We start from the raw sequence: 19,630 nt of genomic DNA on the forward strand, positions 1-19,630 counted from the left end.
TTTATATTCCTGTTCTTTAGTTCCGCTACCATTCAATCGCAACGGCCAGTGTGAACACCGGAGAAAACTTCCGATTATGAAAAAAAACAATACCTAATCAAACACGCCGTCTTTTTCGTGGACGACACCCATTATGAGGAATTGGCGTTACATCCCGAATGGAAGTAATAACAAAACCAACAGACTGCAATGCACGCAAAGCAGATTCGCGACCTGACCCAGGACCACAAACTTCAACTTCTAATGAGCGCATACCATGTTCTTGTGCTTTTTTAGCACAATCTTCCGCTGCAACCTGCGCAGCAAAAGGCGTAGATTTACGAGAACCTTTAAATCCCTGAGCACCAGCAGATGACCATGCAACCGCATTCCCCTGAGCATCAGTAATAGTAATCATCGTATTATTAAATGTTGAATTGATATGCACAACACCTGATGAAATATTTTTACGCTCGCGACGGCGAACACGTGTGGCTTCCTTGGCCATAACTTTCCTTTCAATGATCTCTTCACTGCCGTAACACCAGCAGCTCCACCTTATTCACCTTTATTCAAAACTCTCCATAAAAAGAAGAATAATAAAAATAAAATTTTAAAACAAAAATATCACTATTACTTCTTCTTACCAGCAATTGCTTTAGCTGGACCTTTACGCGTACGCGCATTGGTATGTGTACGCTGCCCACGTACGGGTAAAGAACGACGATGACGCAGCCCCCTATAACAACCAAGATCCATTAAACGTTTAACATTCATCGCAACTTCACGACGAAGATCTCCTTCAACTTGATAATTTTGATCTATCGTTTCACGAATTTGCAACACTTCCGCATCCAAAAGTTCATGCACACGACGGTCCGAAGGAATACCAACTTTCTCAACAATCTCTTGAGCAAATTTCCGCCCAATCCCATGGATATACTGAAGCGCAATAACTACACGCTTATTTGTTGGGATATTGACGCCAGCAATACGAGCCACACTTATTCTCCTTGATTACGTTAACAGTGAACCATAAAATACTTGAAGCATCTCATAAAACAAAGAAATGATCTCGGCTCAAACATACCCCAAATCCCATTATTTTAATGAAATAAAGCAGCTTTTGATAGATTTTACTATAAAAGTCAACTCTTTTTCATTTACTTTTTAAAAATTTTCTTATTCAAGAAACTCTCTAATAGCACGTGATACATCAGTAATACTAGCCATTCCATCAACTACTCTTAACAAACCTGTTTTCAAGTAAAATTCTAATAAAGGAGCCGTTTTTTCACGATATTCAACTAGCCGTTTTGCAAAAGAATCAGAATTATCATCTGAACGGACCTGCCCACCAACAGCAATTGTTTCTTCGACACGCCTCTTCATACGCTCGACTAAAGTCTTTTCATCAATAACAAACTCAATAATGGCATTAAGCTGTATATCTTTTGATTGCAAAATTTGTTGTAATGCTTCCGCTTGGCCCACAGTACGCGGATATCCATCTAATATAAAACCGTTTACACAATCATTCCCATTAATACGATCTGACACAATTTGATTAACAATATCATCAGATACCAAAGCACCACTTTCTATAATAGCTTTAGCTTTTTTACCAATTTCTTTTTCTTCTATAACGGCTTCACGCAGCATATCGCCTGTTGATAATTGAGGAATGTTATAGTATTCACTCAATATTTTAGCTTGAGTACCTTTACCAGATCCAGGAGGCCCTAAAAAAATAATTCTCATCGATTTCTTTTGCCTCCACGAAGCTTAGATTTTTTAATCAACCCTTCATATTGGTGTGCAACGAGATGCCCCTGAATTTGAGCAACTGTATCAAGTGTAACAGTAACAACAATAAGTAAGGACGTACCTCCAAGATAAAAAGGAACATGCAGTGCTGATATCATAAACTCCGGCAACAAACAAACTAGAATAATATAAATCGCACCTACAACAGTAATACGTGTCAAAACATAATCAATATACTCAGCGGTACGCTCACCAGGGCGAATTCCAGGAATAAAACCCGAATGCTTTTTTAATTGATCCGCTGTATCAATAGGATTAAATACAATAGCCGTATAGAAAAAACAAAAAAACGCCATCAAAGCTGCATAAATAATCATATAAACTGGTTGCCCGTGGCCAAGAGAAAAAGAAATAGTCTGAATCCATTGCGGCATTTTATCAGAAAAATTATTAATAGTCGCAGGCAACAATAACAAAGACGAAGCAAAAATTGGTGGAATAATCCCCGCAGTATTTAACTTTAAAGGAAGGTGTGACATATCACTTTGAAACATTTGATTACCAACTTGGCGTTTGGGATATTGAATAAGAATTCGTCGCTGTGCACGTTCTATAAAAACAATAAATCCAACAACAATAATAATAATCAGAACAATTCCTATTAATAAAAAAGTTGATAAATCAGCTTGACTATGTGCAGTTAAAAGTTGAGCAAAAGTAGAAGGGAAATTAGCTACAATACCTGTAAAAATAATAAGAGAAACTCCATTACCAACACCACGTGATGTAATCTGCTCGCCAAGCCACATTAAAAACATTGTTCCACCAACCAGTGTAATCACGGCAGAAACACGAAACATTATACCCGGCTCCAAAACAATTTGAAGCCCCGTTCCTATACCAGTTTCAAGGGCAACCGCAACACCAAAAGCCTGCAGAATAGCTAATATTACCGTTACATAACGAGTATATTGATTGATAATTTTACGGCCCAATTCACCTTCTTTTTTGAGAGACTCTAATGAAGGAATAATTGAAGTTAGCAACTGCACAATAATTGACGCTGATATATAAGGCATAATTCCTAGCGCAAAAATTGCCATACGCCCAACAGCACCTCCAGCAAACATATTTACCAATCCCAACACACCGGACGCATGCTGTTCAAACGTTTGCCGTAAAGCATCAATATTAATGCCGGGCAAAGAAATATAAGTACCAAAACGATACACAAAAAGCGCAGCTAGAGTAAACCAAATACGTTTTTTCAATTCAGTTGCACGTGAAAAAGTGCCAAAATTTATATTGGAAGCAAGTTGTTCTGCAGCCGATGCCATAAAATTTCTCCAGTTTATACCCCAACTCGTTACTTACACAACAATAACCCTAACCATTTAATATGTCATATAAAATAAATACAAAACTTAAATAGTTTCTCATAAATAATGGCCTAGAATGAGTCATCACACTCCTTTCCAGGCCAGCCATTATTTATCAAAATGAATTTACTGGGCAGATTCAAGAAAATTAATCCGACCACCAACTTTTTCAATCTTCACACAAGCAACCTTAGAAGCACCAGAAACATTAAACACAATCTTAGCTTTTAACTCACCACCAGAAAGAAGACGAACACCATCTTTTACACGACGAACAATACCGGCTTCTTTTAATACAAAAACATCAACCGGCTTTTCAATATTTAACTTTCCTGCATCAATCGCTTGCTGAATTCGACCTAATGAAACTTCGTTATAAGTTTTTGCAGAGAAATTTTTAAATCCACGCTTTGGTAAACGACGATAGATAGGCATCTGCCCACCTTCAAAACCATTAAGCGATACACCAGAACGCGACTTTTGCCCTTTAACACCGCGACCACCAGTTTTACCAATGCCTGAACCAACACCGCGTCCAATACGCTTACGATTCTTTGTTGCGCCTTCACGATCACGCAGTTCGTTGAGTTTCATATTCTATACTCCTGCGACCTTCTAACCTTCATCTACAACCCGAACAAGATGCGAAACCTTAGCAATCATACCTCGCACACAAAGAGTATCTTCTAAAGTGCGACGACGACCCATCTTATTTAATCCAAGCCCCTTTAATGTCGCACGTTGAATTTGTGGTCTTCGAATCGGACTTCCAATTTGTTTCACCGTTATAGTCTTGCCAACCTGAGACTTTTTCTGAACCATTTTAAATTCCTTTTCTGACAAACCTCAGAAATTATTCCTCTGAACCAATTAAATGCTGGCGACGTGTCTGCAAAGTTGAATATTTAATACCCCGTTGCGCTGCAACATCTTTAGGATGCACCTGACGTTTTAAAGCATCAAAAGTTGCACGCACCATATTATAAGGGTTTGACGAACCCAATGATTTTGCAACAACATCTTGCACACCAAGAGTTTCAAAAATAGCACGCATTGGCCCACCAGCAATAATACCAGTACCCGAAGAAGCTGAACGCAATAATACACGACCAGCTCCATGACAGCCTTCAACATCATGATGTAACGTACGCCCAGATCGAAGCGGAACATAAATCATTTCACGCCTTGCAGATTCTGTAGCCTTACGAATTGCTTCAGGCACTTCACGTGCCTTACCATGACCAAAACCCACACGTCCTTTTTGGTCTCCAACAACAACAAGAGCAGCGAAACCAAAACGTCGCCCACCCTTTACAACTTTAGCAACACGATTAATGTGAACAAGCTTATCAACAAATTCACTACCGCTTTCATTTCGACGCTCATCACGATCATTACGCTCTTTTTGTGCCATTCCTCATTCCTTTTTCTTTTCCGGAAGCACGCTAAAAAATCCCTAATATTAAATTAAGGAACTCACACGAAACACCAAAAACATCTTTTCAACAAAATCTCTAAGCAAGATACTTTAAAAATTCAAACCACCCTCACGCGCAGCTTCAGCTAAAACTTTCACTCGACCATGATAAACATACGCTCCACGATCAAAAACAACTTCATTGACACCAACCTTTTTTGCACGCTCAGCAATCAATTTACCAACAGCAAAAGCAGCTGTTTTATCAGAACCGCTTTTTAAAGATTTTTTCAATTCCCCTTCAAGAGTGCATGCAGAAACAAGTGTACACCCACGTAAATCATCAATAATTTGTGCATAAATATTCTGATTTGAACGATAAACACTAAGTCTCGGACGACCATTAGCAACAGCTTTAATTTGACGACGAACACGCTGCGCACGACGTTTAATAACCTTTTTAGATGAAACCATAACGCAAAACCTTTATTTCTTTTTACCTTCTTTACGAACGATACACTCATCTACATATTTAATACCCTTACCTTTATAAGGCTCAGGCCCACGATATTCACGAATTTCTGCCGCAACTTGCCCCACTTGCTGTTTATCAATTCCAGAAACAACAATTTCTGTCGGCTTAGGAACTGTTACAGTAACACCAAAGGGTACTTTATAAATAACATCATGAGAAAAACCTAATGATAACTGAATATCTTTACCCTGTAAAGCAGCACGATAACCAATACCGTTGATCTCAAGCTTCTTTTCAAAACCATCTTTCACACCGCAAAAAATATTCTCAATCATTGAACGTGACATACCCCATTTAGAGCGTGCATTCTTTGATTGATCACGCGGTAAAACTGACACAACATTTTCCTCAAGCTTAACCAAAACTTCATCATTAACGATGTAGCTCAGTTCACCTTTTGGGCCTTTTGCCTTAATCAACTGACCTTCAACAGTAGCAGTAACCCCAAGAGGAACCGGAATAGGCTTTTTTCCAATACGAGACATTGTTTTAACCTGTTTTACTTTCGTTTGCTTATAATCGATCAGAAAACACGACAGAGAATTTCTCCACCGACATTTTGTTCACGCGCCTCATGATCTGCCATTACCCCTTTAGGAGTCGATAAAATTGAAATGCCAAGACCATTTGCCACCTGAGGAATAGATTTAGCAGAAACATACACACGACGACCAGGTTTTGAAACACGTGAAATCTCACGAATAACAGCTGAACCTTCAAAATACTTCAATTCAATTTCGATTTCAGACTTCCCTTCACCAAAATCAACTTGATTGTACCCACGAATATAACCTTCGGATTGCAAAACATCGAGCACCCGCCTACGAAGCTTAGAAGCAGGCGTAACCACTTTACCTTTTTTACGACTAAGCGCATTACGAATACGTGTTAACATATCACCAAGAGGATCTGACATAGACATCTTGTTATCTCCTCTTACCAACTAGACTTAACAATACCGGGAATATGGCCTAAAGAGCCAAGCTCACGCAACGCAATCCGCGACATTTTTAATTTACGATAATAAGCCCTTGGACGCCCCGAAACTTCACAACGATTACGAATACGAACCTTTGCAGAATTACGTGGTAGCTCCGCCAACCGAATAGAAGCTTTAAAACGCTCTTCAAGCGAAACCTTCTGATCCATTACAATTGCTTTCAAACGTGCACGACGCGCAGTATAACGCTTCGCCATCACAACGCGACGTTTATTTTTCTCAACGGCACTTACTTTGGCCATAACTTCACCTCACTACGTCTGCCGTTACGAACGAAATGGAAAATTAAAAGCACGCAGTAATTCACGCGCCTCATCATCCGTCTTCGCTGTCGTACAAACGACAATATCCATACCCCAAATCTGATCAACTTTATCATAATTGATTTCTGGAAACACAATGTGCTCCTTAATACCCATAGCAAAATTACCATGACCATCAAAGCTTTTTGGATTCAAACCACGAAAATCACGAACCCGTGGAAGAGCAATTGTAACAAGACGATCCAAAAACTCAAACATACGATCTTTACGCAACGTAACCTTAGCCCCAAGTGGCATTTTCTCACGAACCTTAAAACTCGCAATAGAATTACGAGCATAGGTAACTACAGCTTTCTGACCTGTTATCAATGTCAAATCCTCAGCCGCAATAGACGGTTTTTTGGAATCAGCAGTTGCTTCACCAATACCCATATTAATCACAATTTTATCAATGCGCGGAATTTGCATTTCGTTTTTATAATTAAACTTCTCTTGAAGCATTTTACGAACAACTTCAAGATAATGCGTCCTCATGCGCGGATTTTGCTTTTCTTTAGCCATTAATCAGTTCTCCCGACCGTTTGGCAACACGAACCTTATTACCATCCGCATTTACACGAAAACCTACACGTGTAGGCTTACCATCTTTAGGATCAGCAATCGCCAAATTAGACAAATGAATAGGCGCTTCCTTAGAAATAATTCCAGCCTCTTGTGTTTGTGTTTGACGCTGATGACGTTTAATTATATTAACCCCAAGAACAAGAGCACTGCTATTTTTGGGATTTACCTTAATAACTTCACCACTGCGCCCTTTATCTTTCCCTGATAAAACGATAACTTTATCACCTTTTCGAATCTTTTGCACGATATCTACACTCCTTATAACACTTCAGGAGCAAGCGAAATGATCTTCATATGGTTTTTACCACGAAGTTCGCGAGGAACAGGCCCAAAGATACGTGTACCGATTGGCTCTTTTTTATTATCCACCAAAACAGCAGCATTTCTATCAAAACGAATTACGCTACCATCTGCACGACGAATATCTTTGGCAGTACGAACTACCACAGCTTTCATCACATCACCTTTTTTAACACGGCCACGGGGAATAACATCCTTAACCGAAACAACGACAATATCACCGACCGAAGCATATTTTCGCTTTGAACCGCCCAGCACCTTGATGCACATGACACGACGAGCGCCCGAATTATCAGCAACGTCGAGGTTTGTTTGCATCTGAATCATGACTGGCCACCACCTTTTCTTAATGTCTAAATCCGATGATGTCTTTGACACATCCGGACTTGCCTGTCAAACAACAATGAAGCTATAGTTATTAAAATTTACCAATGAAAAAACCAATGTTAAATTTTAAAACAATTAGCCTGGTTAATTACGTTACATTGTTTACAACAACAATCCAACGCTTATCTTTCGAAATCGGTTTAGATTCTTGAATAGAAATTTGATCTCCGATTTTGAATTGATTATTCTCGTCATGCGCCTTGTATTTTTTAGACTGCCGAACCGTCTTTTGGAGAAGCGGATGAGAATAACGACGCTCCACCTTGACAACTACGGTTTTATCACTCTTGTCGCTAACGACAACGCCTTGCAAAATGCGTTTAGGCATCTCTTATTTCCTTAAACCTTGTTTCCATCTATCTTCTGACGAAGAAAAGTTTTAATACGCGCAATGTTACGACGAACCTGCTTAACACGTGCGGTTTTTTCTAATTGACCTGTCGCTTTCTGAAAACGCAGATTAAATTGCTCTTTCTTTAACTTAGTCAACTCATCTTTCATTTGGTCGAGCGTTTGCGCCCGTAATTCTTCGGCTTTCATCGCTTAACCTCTTTATTCAGCAATTCGTTGAACAAAACGAGTCTTAACAGGTAACTTTGCAGCACCCAATCTAAGTGCTTCACGCGCCACATCCTCAGGAATCCCGTCAAGCTCAAACATAACACGCCCAGGAGAAACACGCGCTGCCCAATAGTCAACACTTCCTTTACCTTTACCCATACGAACTTCAGTCGGCTTAGATGTAACCGGAAGATCTGGAAAAATCCGAATCCACACACGACCAGAACGCTTCATGTAACGTGTAATCGCACGACGCGCTGCTTCAATTTGGCGCGCAGTAATACGTTCCGGCTCAATAGCTTTCAGACCGTAAGCACCGAAGTTTAAATCCGTACCACCTTTCGCAACACCGTGAATACGGCCTTTGAATTGTTTCCGAAATTTTGTGCGCTTTGGCTGCAACATTATTCTCTACTCCAAATCTCAATTCAACCAGAAAAATTAAGTATTTTCACGGCGGCGATTTGACGATCCCCCTGGATGATCACTTTCCATAGCACGACACTCCGAAGCCATTGGATTATGTTCAAGGATCTCACCTTTAAAAACCCAAACTTTAACACCACAAATACCATACGCCGTCTTAGCCTCTGCTGTACCGTAATCCACATCAGCACGCAAGGTATGAAGTGGAACACGACCTTCACGATACCACTCCATACGAGCAATTTCAGCCCCACCAAGACGACCAGAACAATTAATGCGAATACCTTCAGCCCCAAGACGCATAGCAGATTGAACAGCACGTTTCATTGCACGCCGAAAAGCAACACGACGCTCAAGTTGCTGAGCAATTGATTGTGCAATGATTGTTGCATCAATTTCCGGCTTACGAATTTCAACGATATTTAGTGAAGTCTCAGCATTCGTCATTTCTGAAAGTTTACAACGAAGCTTTTCAATATCAGCACCTTTTTTACCAATAATAAGACCAGGACGCGCTGAGTAAATTATAATACGACACTTTTTATGAGGACGCTCAATAACAACCTTAGAAATAGCCGCTTGCTTCAACTCTTTAATCACATATAAACGAATTTTTAAATCTTCATGAAGGAGACGGCCATATTCACCACTATCGGCATACCAACGCGAATCCCAAGTCCGATTAACTCCAAGACGAAGCCCTATTGGATTGATCTTCTGCCCCATTACGCAGCCTCCTCTTTTTCGGTAACTTCACGAACAACAATAGTAAGATGCGAAAATGGACGTTCAATCCGACTAGAACGCCCACGACCACGAACGTGAAAACGTTTCATTACTATAGATTTACCAACATGTGCTTCCGAAACAATCAACGAATCAATATCAAGATCATGATTATTTTCCGCATTTGCGATCGCCGATTCAAGAGTTTTTCTAACTGTCTGAGCGATACGTTTACGTGAAAATGTTAAATCAGCCAACGCCGTATTAACCTTTTTACCACGAATCATCGCAACAACCAGATTAAGCTTTTGCGGACTAACACGAATCATTCGAACAACAGCCTTCGCTTCATTGTCCTTAAGTTGGCGCGGAACTTTAGCCTTGCCCATCACTACTTCCTCTTTGCTTTCTTATCCGCACCATGACCATAATAAGTCCGAGTAGGAGCGAACTCGCCAAATTTATGCCCAACCATTTCCTCAGAAACAGAAACAGGAATATGTTTATTGCCGTTATAAACACCAAAAGTCAAACCAACAAATTGCGGCAGAATGGTAGAACGACGACTCCATATTTTTATAACTTCATTACGCCCACTTGCACGCACCTTCTCTGCTTTTCCGAGAAGATAGCCGTCAACAAACGGACCTTTCCAAACTGAACGAACCACTTTAGACTACCTCTCTTACTTTTTACGTTGATGACGTGAACGCATAATAAATTTACTAGTAGCTTTATTGGAGCGTGTACGCTTACCCTTCGTAGGCTTACCCCAAGGAGATACAGGGTGACGACCACCTGATGTACGCCCCTCACCACCACCATGTGGATGATCAACCGGATTCATAGCAACACCACGAACATGTGGGCGCTTTCCACGCCAACGTGACCGACCAGCTTTACCATCATTAATATTCCCATGATCAGGATTTGAAACAGCACCAACGGTTGCAAAACAACCACCCGGAATCAAACGTTGTTCCCCAGAATTAAGCCGAAGGATAGCCATCCCCTGATCTCGCCCAACCAGCTGTGCATAAGCCCCTGCCGAACGTGCAATCTGACCACCTTTGCCAGGCTTCATTTCAACATTATGGATAATCGTACCCACTGGCATATTACAAAGAGGCATTGCATTACCTGGTTTAATATCAGCGTTCGAACCAGTAACAACAAAATCACCAACACCAAGACGTTGCGGCGCAAGAATATAACTTAACTGCCCATCTTCATAACGAATCAATGCAATAAAAGCAGTGCGATTTGGATCATATTCTAAACGCTCAACCTTCGCAGACATATCACGCTTAAGACGTTTAAAATCAATAAACCGATAGCTACGCTTATGCCCCCCACCCTGAAAACGAGCTGTAATTTTACCATGATTATTACGCCCACCCTTTGACGACAACCCTCCCGTCAACGTCTTTACAGACTTACCCTTATGAAGATCAGAACGCTCCACAATAACAAGCTGACGTTGCCCAGGTGTTGTTGGATTAAAGTGCTTAAGTGCCATTATTCTTATCTCCGAGCCTTATTAAAGACCTGTCGAAAGGTCAATTGAGTAACCTTTAGCCAATGTCACAATCGCTTTTTTGACATCACTCTGTCGACCAACAACACCTTTGAAACGCTTCACTTTACCCTTACGGATCGTCGTGTTAACCGCTTTAACCTTAACATTAAAAAGCGCTTCAACCGCTGCCTTAATTTCAGGCTTCATTGCTTTTGGTGCAACATTAAAAATAACTTGATTATATTCAGAAATCATTGTCGATTTCTCAGTAATAACCGGACTGACAATTACATCATAGTGGCGAAGATCCGTCATCTGAAGCGCTCCTCAAGAGCCTCAACAGCTGCTTTTGATAAAACAAGCTTATTGCGACGTAAAATATCATAAACATTAATCCCCTGAACCGGTAAAACATCAATATTAGGGATATTAGATGCTGCACGAAAAAAATTCATATTTATTTCTTTTCCACCAATTAACAGAGCATTATTAAAACCCAGCTTAGAAAAATTTTTAGCAAGCACCTTGGTTTTAGCGTCTCGAACATCAAGCTCATCAACTATAATCAAATCATTTGTCTTTAGTTTTACCGACAAAGCAAGACACAACCCCAGCGCACGACTCTTTTTAGGAAGAGCATGCGCATGACTACGAACCACTGGACCATGCGCTTTACCACCACCTCGAAACTGCGGTGCACGAGCAGATGAATGCCGCGCACGCCCAGTTCCTTTTTGTTTAAACATCTTTGCCCCTGTTCGAGCCACATCAGAGCGCCCTTGTGACTGATGTGTTCCTTGCTGACGACGCGCAAGCTGCCACCGAACAACACGCTGGAGAATATCTTCACGCGGAGCAAGACCAAAAATGTGTTCAGAAACTTTTAACTTACCAGCTTCACTGCCGTCAAGAGTTTTAATTATAAGATCCATTATTCAGCCCCCTCAACTTTAGAGGCCCCTACCACCGGAGTAGCTGATTCAATCTTTTTCTCTACAGAACGACGAATCCCAGCAGGCTTTGGCGCATTATCAGGAAGACGCTTCTTTACAGCATCACGCACTAAAATCCAAGCCCCCTTAGAACCAGAGACAGAACCACGTACCAAAATCAAACCACGATCAACATCTGTAGAAACAACTTCAATGTTTTGTGTCGTCACACGTACTTGCCCCATATGACCAGCCATTTTTTTGCCTTTAAATACTTTACCAGGATCTTGGCATTGTCCTGTTGAACCATGAGCACGATGTGTAATTGAATTACCATGTGAAGCCCGATGCCCACCAAAATTATGCCGTTTCATAACACCAGCAAAACCTTTACCGATACTTGTACCCGTTACATCAACTCTTTGCCCTGGAACAAAATGTTCCACTGTAATTTCAGTACCTACATCAAGTAAATTATCGGGACTAACACGAAATTCCGCCACCTTAGCTTTTGGCTCAACCATAGCCTTAGCAAAATGTCCACGAAGAGCTCGCGAAACATTTTTAACTTTCGCAAACCCCACACCTAATTGAACAGCAGTATAACCGTTCTTCTCGACTGTACGCTGAGCAATAACCTGACAATTCTCCAAACGAAGTACTGTTACTGGTACATGCTCACCAGCCTCATTATAAATACGGGTCATACCCAGTTTTTGTGCTATTACACCTGAACGCATCGGGTTTGTTCCTTCTGTCTTCAAACCTCAGAGCTTAATTTCTACATCCACACCAGCAGAAAGGTCGAGCTTCATAAGAGCATCCACTGTCTGCGGCGTAGGGTCAACAATATCAAGAAGACGTTTATGTGTACGCATCTCAAATTGCTCACGACTTTTCTTATCAATGTGTGGCCCACGATTGACCGTAAACTTCTCAATCCGCGTCGGTAGCGGAATGGGACCACGGACATTGGCGCCAGTACGCTTGGCGGTCGACACAATCTCACGTGTCGACGCATCAAGAATCCGGTGATCAAACGCTTTTAAGCGAATGCGGATATTCTGACCATTCATATTCTCATTTCCCTGCCATATGGAGCAACTCTAACACTAAAGATACTTTTCAATTATTGATATTATTCAATGATCTTAGAAACGATACCAGCTCCGACAGTACGCCCCCCTTCACGGATAGCAAAACGAAGCTTTTCTTCCATTGCAATCGGAACAATTAAAGAAACATCCATTGCAACATTATCACCTGGCATAACCATTTCCGTACCTTCTGGAAGCGTAACAATCCCTGTCACATCCGTAGTGCGGAAATAAAACTGTGGACGATAATTCGTGAAAAACGGTGTATGACGACCACCCTCATCTTTCGTCAAAATATAAGCCTCAGCTTTAAACTTGGTATGCGGTGTAACAGAACCAGGCTTTGCCAAAACTTGTCCACGTTCAATCCCTTCACGATCAATACCACGAAGCAATGCACCTATATTATCACCTGCCTGACCTTGATCTAAAAGCTTACGGAACATCTCAACACCTGTAACCGTCGTTTTAGAAGTCGGACGAATACCTATAATCTCGATTTCTTCACCAACTTTAATAATTCCACGTTCAACACGACCCGTGACAACCGTTCCACGCCCAGATATCGAAAAACATCCTCTATAGGCATCAAAATGGTTGATCAACCGGACGTTCAGGTGTTGGAATATAATTATCAACTTCACTCATCAAACGACGAACTGCATCTTCACCTATACTTTTATCTGAATCCTCAAGAGCCGCCAACGCAGAACCCTTAACAATCGGTATATCATCTCCTGGGAAGTCGTATTTCGAAAGAAGCTCCCGAACTTCAAGCTCAACAAGCTCTAAAAGCTCAGCATCATCAACCTGATCAACCTTATTAAGAAAAACTACAATCGCAGGAACACCAACCTGACGTGCTAACAAAATATGCTCACGCGTCTGAGGCATCGGTCCATCAGCTGCTGAAACAACCAAAATCGCTCCATCCATTTGCGCCGCTCCTGTGATCATGTTCTTCACATAATCCGCATGTCCAGGACAATCAACGTGCGCATAGTGACGTTGCTCTGTTTCATATTCAACATGCGCTGTCGAAATGGTAATTCCACGCGCACGCTCCTCAGGAGCAGCATCAATTTGGTCATACGCTTTAAATTCACCAAAATACTTCGTAATCGCTGCTGTCAATGACGTCTTCCCATGGTCAACGTGACCTATCGTACCTATATTAACATGCGGCTTCGTACGTTCAAATTTGCTCTTTGCCATTTGAGCTCTCCATTTTCTGTCCAAACCATGAACTAAGTTAAAGTTAATACGTAATCAAAAGATTACGCGTATTTTTTCTGAATCTCCTGAGCCACAGCCAAAGGAACAGGCTCATAATGATTAAATTGCATTGTATATTGAGCACGCCCCTGACTCATTGAGCGAAGCGTATTCACATAGCCAAACATATTCGCCAAAGGAACCATAGCATTTACCACTGTTGCAATACCACGTACCTCAGTACCTGAAATTTGACCTCGACGAGAATTTAAATCACCAATTACATCTCCCATATAATCTTCCGGCGTTACAACCTCCACTTTCATGATTGGCTCAAGAAGTTGTGCGCCTGCTTTTTGCGCCCCTTCCCGAAACGCTGCACGCGCAGCAATTTCAAAAGCTAAAACAGAAGAATCAACATCATGATAACCACCATCAATCAGAGTGGCCTTCACACCAAGCATGGGGAAACCTGCAAGAGGTCCTGACCCCATAACACTTTCAATACCCTTCTGAACGCCTGGAATATATTCCTTAGGAATAGCACCACCAACAATTTTTGATTCAAACACAAAATCATCACTATCATGAGGTTCAAAAATAATTTTCACACGAGCAAATTGCCCAGCACCACCAGACTGCTTTTTGTGAGTATAGTCAATTTCTGCAACTTTCGTAATTGTTTCACGATAAGCAACCTGTGGCTGACCTACATTAGCCTCAACCTTAAATTCACGACGCATACGATCAACAATAATATCAAGATGTAACTCCCCCATTCCAGCTATAATTGTTTGACCAGACTCCGAATCTGATTTAACACGAAATGAAGGATCTTCCGCAGCTAAACGATTAAGTGCAATACCCATTTTTTCTTGATCTGCTTTTGTTTTTGGCTCAATCGCAATCTCAATAACAGGCTCAGGAAATTCCATTCTCTCTAGAATAACAGGTTTCAAAGGATCACAAAGAGTATCACCTGTCGTCGTCTCTTTAAGACCCGCAAGAGCAACAATATCACCTGCAAACGCCTCCTCAATATCTTCACGAGAATTCGAGTGCATCTGAAGCATACGCCCTAAACGTTCTTTTTTTCTCTTCACTGTATTTTCAAGAGAAATACCTTTTTGAACCTTACCAGAATAAATACGACAGAAAGTTAATGACCCAACAAATGGATCATTCATAATCTTAAAAGCAAGCATAGAAAGTGGAGCATCATCTGAAGACTCACGCGTTGTTTCAGTTTCAGTTTTAACATCAATACCACTAATAGCCGGAACATCAACCGGAGAAGGAAGATAAGAAACAACAGCATCTAATAACGGTTGAATCCCTTTGTTCTTAAAAGCCGTACCACAAAGAACTGGATGAAACTGAACCTCTATTGTCCCCTTACGAATAAGCGCCATAAGCTGTTCATTAGTTGGCATAACACCATCCAAATAAGCTTCCATAGCAGCCTCGTCAACCTCAACTGCCATCTCAACTAATTTTTCACGATATTCTTCTGCCTTCTCTTTAAGTTCAACTGGAATTTCACTTACTGTAGCCGAAGCACCAATAGAACCATCCCATACAAGAGCTTTCATTTCAACAAGATCAACAACGCCTTCAAAATCATTCTCAGAACCAATTGGCAACTGAATAACAAGCGCCTTAGCACCCAATCGCAAACCAACCATTTCTACGCTACGATAGAAGTCAGCTCCAATTTTATCCATTTTATTCACAAAAACCATACGCGGCACATGATATTTCTCAGCTTGCCGCCAAACAGTTTCCGTTTGAGGTTCTACGCCAGCATTCGCATCCAATAAAGCTATCGCACCATCAAGAACACGTAAAGAACGCTCAACCTCAATTGTAAAGTCAACGTGCCCAGGCGTATCAATAATATTAAAACGTCGAATCCGCCCATCATGCCCTTTCCAAAAAGTTGTCGTCGCAGCGGACGTAATTGTAATACCACGTTCCTGCTCTTGCTCCATCCAATCCATTGTAGAAGCACCATCATGAGTTTCGCCAATTTTATGATTTTTACCGGTATAGAATAAAATACGCTCAGTCATCGTAGTCTTACCCGCATCAATATGCGCCATAATACCAAAATTACGATAATCTTCGATTTTATATTCGCGAGCCATTCTATTTGCCTTAGATTTATAATATACCTACCAGCGATAATGAGAAAATGCACGATTAGCCTCAGCCATACGGTGCACATCTTCACGCTTTTTCACTGCAGAACCACGATTATTAGCCGCATCCACCAACTCTCCAGAAAGACGATCAATCATCGTCGTCTCATTACGCCCACGCGCCGCCACAATTAACCAACGAATAGCAAGGGCCTGACGACGGTCAGGACGAACATCAATTGGAACCTGATAAGTAGCACCACCAACACGGCGCGAGCGAACCTCAATATGTGGAGCAACATTTTCTAATGCCTGATGAAACAAAGCTACAGGATCTGTTTTTACTTTACCCTCAACCGCATCAAGCGCACCATAAACAATGCGCTCAGCAACAGATTTTTTACCATCAAACATAATGGCATTCATAAATTTTGTAATGACCACATCACCAAATTTAGGATCTGGATTAATTTCACGTTTTTCTGCTCTATGACGACGGGACATTGGCCTTGTCTCTCAATATTTATTTCGGACGTTTCGCACCATATTTTGAACGGCGCTGTTTACGATTTTTAACACCCTGCGTATCAAGTAAACCACGAATAATGTGATAACGAACCCCAGGTAAATCCTTTACACGACCACCACGAATCATCACAACAGAGTGTTCTTGAAGATTATGCCCCTCACCAGGAATATAACCAATAACCTCAAACCCATTTGTTAAACGAACTTTAGCAACCTTACGAAGAGCAGAATTAGGCTTCTTCGGTGTTGTTGTATAAACACGAGTACAAACACCACGCTTTTGCGGATTCGCCTGAAGAGCAGGAACCTTATTACGCTTAACCGGCGCTATACGTGGCTTGCGAATCAACTGGTTTACGGTAGGCATACAACCTTCCTCTTTCAATCTATGTTCATCTCACCCATTCGGGCTTCTGTACTTTAATGTCTATCCCGATGCAATTGGAATAAAGACTTAAGCTTACACACCAAGTCGGGCACGCTTACACAGATAGCTTACCCGACTAAAAGCAGAGGAGGCACCTGCCTCTTGCACTAGTATTGGTTTTTATTTTTTTAAACAAACTCTGTTTGATATGAATTTCAGGGCAAAACCCTCAAATATTAATCACTCTCACATCGGTTATGATGATTTTTAATAGCGAGAACATATACATTCGTCAAGTATTAAACAGCAGAAAGTTTGTAAAAATGAAAATAAAGTAACATTACGACACTTTTTTAATTTGGTTTTCAAAGAAATTACTGCAAAGCAAATTACTTTCTGTAATAATTCCACCCAACAAAAACAACTGCAATATATTATAGAGTTTTCAACATACTACTCTGTAATCACTTGCTAATTATATATATAATGCTTAAAAGTTAATGTCATGAAAATTGCAACATGGAATATCGCTGGAATCAAAGCACGACATGAAACACTATGTAAATGGCTACAGAAAAATCAGCCTGATATAGTTTGCTTACAAGAGATTAAAAGCATTGACGCAAATTTTCCACGTGATGAAATCGAAACTCTAGGCTATCATATAGAGACACATGGACAAAAAAGTTTCAATGGTGTTGCGATTCTTTCCAAAAAAAGACCTGATGAGCTTATTCGTCGATTACCAGGTGATGATAGTGATGAACAAGCACGTTATATTGAAGCTGTTTATTCAACAAATAAAGGGGTTGTCCGTGTTGCTTCTCTTTATCTTCCGAATGGTAACCCTATCAATAGCGAAAAATATCTTTATAAAATGAAATGGATGGAGAGATTGTACACACATGCAAAATCATTGCTTGCATATGAAGATCCCCTTATTCTAGCTGGTGATTATAATGTTATTCCAACCCCCTTGGATGCAAAAAAACCTGAAGAATGGAAAAATGACGCTTTATTTTTTCCACAAACACGACAAGCGTTCCAGCGTATTGTTTATTTAGGTTTTTATGATTCTATCCGTAGTGTTACAGATGACTCTTCTTTTAGTTTTTGGGACTTTCAGGCTGGTGCATGGCCTAAAAATAACGGTATTCGCATTGATCATTTATTATTATCCCCAGAAGCTGTAGACCAACTTGTTTATGCTTACAGTCAAACAGAAGTAAGAGGATATGAAAAACCATCAGATCACGTTCCTGTTTGGATTGAGCTCAATTCTAATTTAAAAATTTAACCTTGTTATGAGGATAATTTTAAAAAAAATACTCACTTTAAATAATAAACGTGCTACATTGTTTGCGAAAGATATCCTAAAATATAATAACTAAGAACAAAAATTATAAAGTAAATGGAGGAAATAATGAAAAAATCATTATTAGCATTTAGTGCAGCGATTGTTATTGGGTTAACAAGTATGGCACAAGCTCAAAGCGATACACTGGAGAAAATTAAAACAACAGGAACAATCACTTTAGGTGTTCGCGAATCATCTATAGGTTTAGCCTATGCTATTGGTGATGGTAAATACACAGGTTTTCATACAGAAATGGCAGAATATATCATCGATGATATTTCAAAAAAAATTGGACAATCAATTAAAATCCATTATCTTCCTATTACATCACAGAATCGAATTCCCCTGTTGCAAAATGGAACCTATGATTTCGAATGTGGTTCTACAACAAATGATTCTTCCCGCAATAAAGTGGCAGCATTTGCTTATACCACCTATGTTGAAGAAGTTCGAATTGCTGTGAAGAAAAATTCTGGTATTAAATCTATTGAAGATTTAAATGGTAAAACAGTTGTAACCACCACCGGTACAACATCTGTTCAGCTTATCCGTAAAAATAAACGCGCAAAAAACGTTAACTTCAAAGTTGTAACAGGTAAAGATCATGGGGATAGCTTTCTATTATTGGAATCTGGCCGTGCTGATGCGTTTGTAATGGATGTTTCAATTCTCTCTGGACATATTTCTAAATCAAAAAAACCATCCGATTATATAATTCTTGATACCGTTCTTTCAATTGAACCTATTGCCTGTATGCTTCGATTAAATGATAAAAAATTCGAACAAGAAATCAATAATAGTATCATGCGGCAAATCAAAGATGGTTCACTTGAAAAACTTTACAATAAATGGTTTATGGAACCAATTCCTCCTACAAACACCGTTATCAATCTTCCCCTATCTCAATCAACAAAAACTGCTTGGGAAAATCCCAATAATAAACCTCGGGAACATTATATAGAAAACAACCTGTAGCATTTTAAATTAAAGAATAACCACACTCTCTAAAAATTGAGTGTGGTTGTATTTTTGTTAACTCTTCAATAAATTTAGCATGTGTAATGTAGCTGATTTATCCTCCCTAGCTAAGGGTGGAACAACTTTAGGAAA

30 protein-coding genes and 1 pseudogene are annotated in these 19,630 nt (G+C 40.3%); 2 read left to right on the forward strand and 29 right to left on the reverse strand.

The features are described from left to right. Positions 1 to 97: 97 nt before the first annotated feature. The 29 genes and pseudogenes from rpsK to rpsL form a co-directional block, all read right to left on the reverse strand. The gene (gene rpsK, locus BBBE_RS03970) at positions 98 to 487 is read right to left on the reverse strand and encodes a 30S ribosomal protein S11 (RefSeq protein ID WP_010701310.1); all 390 of its coding nucleotides are present in this window, start codon (positions 485 to 487) and stop codon (positions 98 to 100) included. 125 nt (positions 488 to 612) lie between these two features. Then, the gene (rpsM, locus tag BBBE_RS03975; RefSeq protein ID WP_010701311.1) at positions 613 to 981 is read right to left on the reverse strand and encodes a 30S ribosomal protein S13; all 369 of its coding nucleotides are present in this window, start codon (positions 979 to 981) and stop codon (positions 613 to 615) included. Positions 982 to 1,161: 180 nt separating this feature from the next. Continuing rightward, positions 1,162 to 1,740, reverse strand: a complete 579-nt coding sequence (locus tag BBBE_RS03980) for an adenylate kinase (protein ID WP_010701312.1) — start codon at positions 1,738 to 1,740, stop codon at positions 1,162 to 1,164. Next, on the reverse strand, positions 1,737 to 3,083 hold the full coding sequence (gene secY, locus BBBE_RS03985; RefSeq protein WP_010701313.1) for a preprotein translocase subunit SecY: 1,347 nt from the start codon (positions 3,081 to 3,083) through the stop codon (positions 1,737 to 1,739). Before secY ends, BBBE_RS03980 begins: the two co-directional genes overlap by 4 nt. A 168-nt stretch (positions 3,084 to 3,251) precedes the next feature. Continuing rightward, the gene (gene rplO, locus BBBE_RS03990) at positions 3,252 to 3,719 is read right to left on the reverse strand and encodes a 50S ribosomal protein L15 (protein WP_010701314.1); all 468 of its coding nucleotides are present in this window, start codon (positions 3,717 to 3,719) and stop codon (positions 3,252 to 3,254) included. A gap of 21 nt (positions 3,720 to 3,740) precedes the next feature. Then, positions 3,741 to 3,947 carry a 50S ribosomal protein L30 gene (gene rpmD / locus BBBE_RS03995; protein ID WP_010701315.1) on the reverse strand — a complete coding sequence of 69 codons (207 nt, stop codon included), beginning with the start codon at positions 3,945 to 3,947 and terminating at the stop codon, positions 3,741 to 3,743. A 31-nt stretch (positions 3,948 to 3,978) separates the two neighbouring features. Then, positions 3,979 to 4,539 carry a 30S ribosomal protein S5 gene (gene rpsE, locus BBBE_RS04000; protein ID WP_010701316.1) on the reverse strand — a complete coding sequence of 187 codons (561 nt, stop codon included), beginning with the start codon at positions 4,537 to 4,539 and terminating at the stop codon, positions 3,979 to 3,981. A 114-nt stretch (positions 4,540 to 4,653) separates the two neighbouring features. Beyond that, complete coding sequence (rplR, locus tag BBBE_RS04005) at positions 4,654 to 5,016, reverse strand: 50S ribosomal protein L18 (RefSeq protein WP_010701317.1); 363 nt, start codon at positions 5,014 to 5,016, stop codon at positions 4,654 to 4,656. Positions 5,017 to 5,028: 12 nt separating this feature from the next. Further along, a complete protein-coding gene (gene rplF / locus BBBE_RS04010) occupies positions 5,029 to 5,562 on the reverse strand; it encodes a 50S ribosomal protein L6 (RefSeq protein WP_010701318.1) in 534 nt (177 codons plus the stop codon). A 38-nt stretch (positions 5,563 to 5,600) separates the two neighbouring features. Next, a complete protein-coding gene (gene rpsH, locus BBBE_RS04015; protein ID WP_010701319.1) occupies positions 5,601 to 5,999 on the reverse strand; it encodes a 30S ribosomal protein S8 in 399 nt (132 codons plus the stop codon). Positions 6,000 to 6,013: 14 nt separating this feature from the next. After that, a complete protein-coding gene (gene rpsN / locus BBBE_RS04020) occupies positions 6,014 to 6,319 on the reverse strand; it encodes a 30S ribosomal protein S14 (protein WP_010701320.1) in 306 nt (101 codons plus the stop codon). A gap of 24 nt (positions 6,320 to 6,343) precedes the next feature. Further along, positions 6,344 to 6,901 (reverse strand): 50S ribosomal protein L5, encoded by a 558-nt coding sequence (gene rplE, locus BBBE_RS04025; protein WP_010701321.1) that lies wholly within the window; start codon positions 6,899 to 6,901, stop codon positions 6,344 to 6,346. Beyond that, on the reverse strand, positions 6,894 to 7,208 hold the full coding sequence (gene rplX / locus BBBE_RS04030) for a 50S ribosomal protein L24 (RefSeq protein ID WP_010701322.1): 315 nt from the start codon (positions 7,206 to 7,208) through the stop codon (positions 6,894 to 6,896). The genes rplE and rplX overlap by 8 nt, the downstream gene beginning before the upstream one ends. Before the next feature lie 14 nt (positions 7,209 to 7,222). After that, on the reverse strand, positions 7,223 to 7,591 hold the full coding sequence (gene rplN, locus BBBE_RS04035) for a 50S ribosomal protein L14 (RefSeq protein ID WP_010701323.1): 369 nt from the start codon (positions 7,589 to 7,591) through the stop codon (positions 7,223 to 7,225). A 148-nt stretch (positions 7,592 to 7,739) separates the two neighbouring features. Next, positions 7,740 to 7,979 carry a 30S ribosomal protein S17 gene (gene rpsQ / locus BBBE_RS04040; RefSeq protein WP_010701324.1) on the reverse strand — a complete coding sequence of 80 codons (240 nt, stop codon included), beginning with the start codon at positions 7,977 to 7,979 and terminating at the stop codon, positions 7,740 to 7,742. Positions 7,980 to 7,990: 11 nt separating this feature from the next. After that, complete coding sequence (rpmC, locus tag BBBE_RS04045) at positions 7,991 to 8,191, reverse strand: 50S ribosomal protein L29 (RefSeq protein ID WP_010701325.1); 201 nt, start codon at positions 8,189 to 8,191, stop codon at positions 7,991 to 7,993. A 12-nt stretch (positions 8,192 to 8,203) separates the two neighbouring features. Beyond that, entirely contained in the window at positions 8,204 to 8,617 is a 414-nt protein-coding gene (rplP, locus tag BBBE_RS04050; RefSeq protein WP_007477072.1) for a 50S ribosomal protein L16, read from the reverse strand. A gap of 36 nt (positions 8,618 to 8,653) precedes the next feature. Beyond that, entirely contained in the window at positions 8,654 to 9,364 is a 711-nt protein-coding gene (gene rpsC / locus BBBE_RS04055; RefSeq protein WP_010701326.1) for a 30S ribosomal protein S3, read from the reverse strand. Next, positions 9,364 to 9,753: a 50S ribosomal protein L22 gene (gene rplV, locus BBBE_RS04060; protein ID WP_010701327.1), complete on the reverse strand. Its 390-nt coding sequence runs from the start codon at positions 9,751 to 9,753 to the stop codon at positions 9,364 to 9,366. The genes rpsC and rplV overlap by 1 nt, the downstream gene beginning before the upstream one ends. Positions 9,754 to 9,755: 2 nt before the next feature. Continuing rightward, positions 9,756 to 10,034, reverse strand: coding sequence for a 30S ribosomal protein S19 (gene rpsS / locus BBBE_RS04065; protein WP_004855734.1), 279 nt, complete (start codon positions 10,032 to 10,034; stop codon positions 9,756 to 9,758). 15 nt (positions 10,035 to 10,049) lie between these two features. Beyond that, positions 10,050 to 10,883: a 50S ribosomal protein L2 gene (gene rplB / locus BBBE_RS04070; RefSeq protein WP_010701328.1), complete on the reverse strand. Its 834-nt coding sequence runs from the start codon at positions 10,881 to 10,883 to the stop codon at positions 10,050 to 10,052. A 21-nt stretch (positions 10,884 to 10,904) separates the two neighbouring features. Beyond that, positions 10,905 to 11,198: a 50S ribosomal protein L23 gene (locus tag BBBE_RS04075; RefSeq protein WP_010701329.1), complete on the reverse strand. Its 294-nt coding sequence runs from the start codon at positions 11,196 to 11,198 to the stop codon at positions 10,905 to 10,907. Then, complete coding sequence (rplD, locus tag BBBE_RS04080; protein WP_010701330.1) at positions 11,195 to 11,815, reverse strand: 50S ribosomal protein L4; 621 nt, start codon at positions 11,813 to 11,815, stop codon at positions 11,195 to 11,197. Before rplD ends, BBBE_RS04075 begins: the two co-directional genes overlap by 4 nt. After that, positions 11,815 to 12,555 (reverse strand): 50S ribosomal protein L3, encoded by a 741-nt coding sequence (rplC, locus tag BBBE_RS04085; protein WP_010701331.1) that lies wholly within the window; start codon positions 12,553 to 12,555, stop codon positions 11,815 to 11,817. Before rplC ends, rplD begins: the two co-directional genes overlap by 1 nt. A 27-nt stretch (positions 12,556 to 12,582) precedes the next feature. Further along, positions 12,583 to 12,891, reverse strand: coding sequence for a 30S ribosomal protein S10 (gene rpsJ / locus BBBE_RS04090; RefSeq protein WP_007477064.1), 309 nt, complete (start codon positions 12,889 to 12,891; stop codon positions 12,583 to 12,585). A 62-nt stretch (positions 12,892 to 12,953) separates the two neighbouring features. After that, positions 12,954 to 14,127, reverse strand: a pseudogene (gene tuf / locus BBBE_RS04095) (elongation factor Tu). A gap of 62 nt (positions 14,128 to 14,189) precedes the next feature. Next, positions 14,190 to 16,274 (reverse strand): elongation factor G, encoded by a 2,085-nt coding sequence (gene fusA, locus BBBE_RS04100; RefSeq protein WP_010701332.1) that lies wholly within the window; start codon positions 16,272 to 16,274, stop codon positions 14,190 to 14,192. A gap of 27 nt (positions 16,275 to 16,301) precedes the next feature. Beyond that, the gene (gene rpsG, locus BBBE_RS04105; protein WP_010701333.1) at positions 16,302 to 16,772 is read right to left on the reverse strand and encodes a 30S ribosomal protein S7; all 471 of its coding nucleotides are present in this window, start codon (positions 16,770 to 16,772) and stop codon (positions 16,302 to 16,304) included. Positions 16,773 to 16,791: 19 nt separating this feature from the next. Next, positions 16,792 to 17,163 carry a 30S ribosomal protein S12 gene (rpsL, locus tag BBBE_RS04110; RefSeq protein WP_010701334.1) on the reverse strand — a complete coding sequence of 124 codons (372 nt, stop codon included), beginning with the start codon at positions 17,161 to 17,163 and terminating at the stop codon, positions 16,792 to 16,794. A gap of 505 nt (positions 17,164 to 17,668) precedes the next feature. On the opposite strand from rpsL, the gene xth reads away from it, so the two are divergent. Together xth and BBBE_RS04120 are read left to right on the forward strand one after the other, a co-directional pair. Further along, positions 17,669 to 18,460, forward strand: coding sequence for an exodeoxyribonuclease III (gene xth / locus BBBE_RS04115; protein ID WP_010701335.1), 792 nt, complete (start codon positions 17,669 to 17,671; stop codon positions 18,458 to 18,460). Between the two features lie 126 nt (positions 18,461 to 18,586). Continuing rightward, positions 18,587 to 19,495: a transporter substrate-binding domain-containing protein gene (locus BBBE_RS04120; protein ID WP_010701336.1), complete on the forward strand. Its 909-nt coding sequence runs from the start codon at positions 18,587 to 18,589 to the stop codon at positions 19,493 to 19,495. Positions 19,496 to 19,630: the final 135 nt, after the last annotated feature.

Origin of the sequence: Bartonella bovis 91-4, assembly GCF_000384965.1 — a bacterium.
Classification (GTDB): domain Bacteria; phylum Pseudomonadota; class Alphaproteobacteria; order Rhizobiales; family Rhizobiaceae; genus Bartonella; species Bartonella bovis.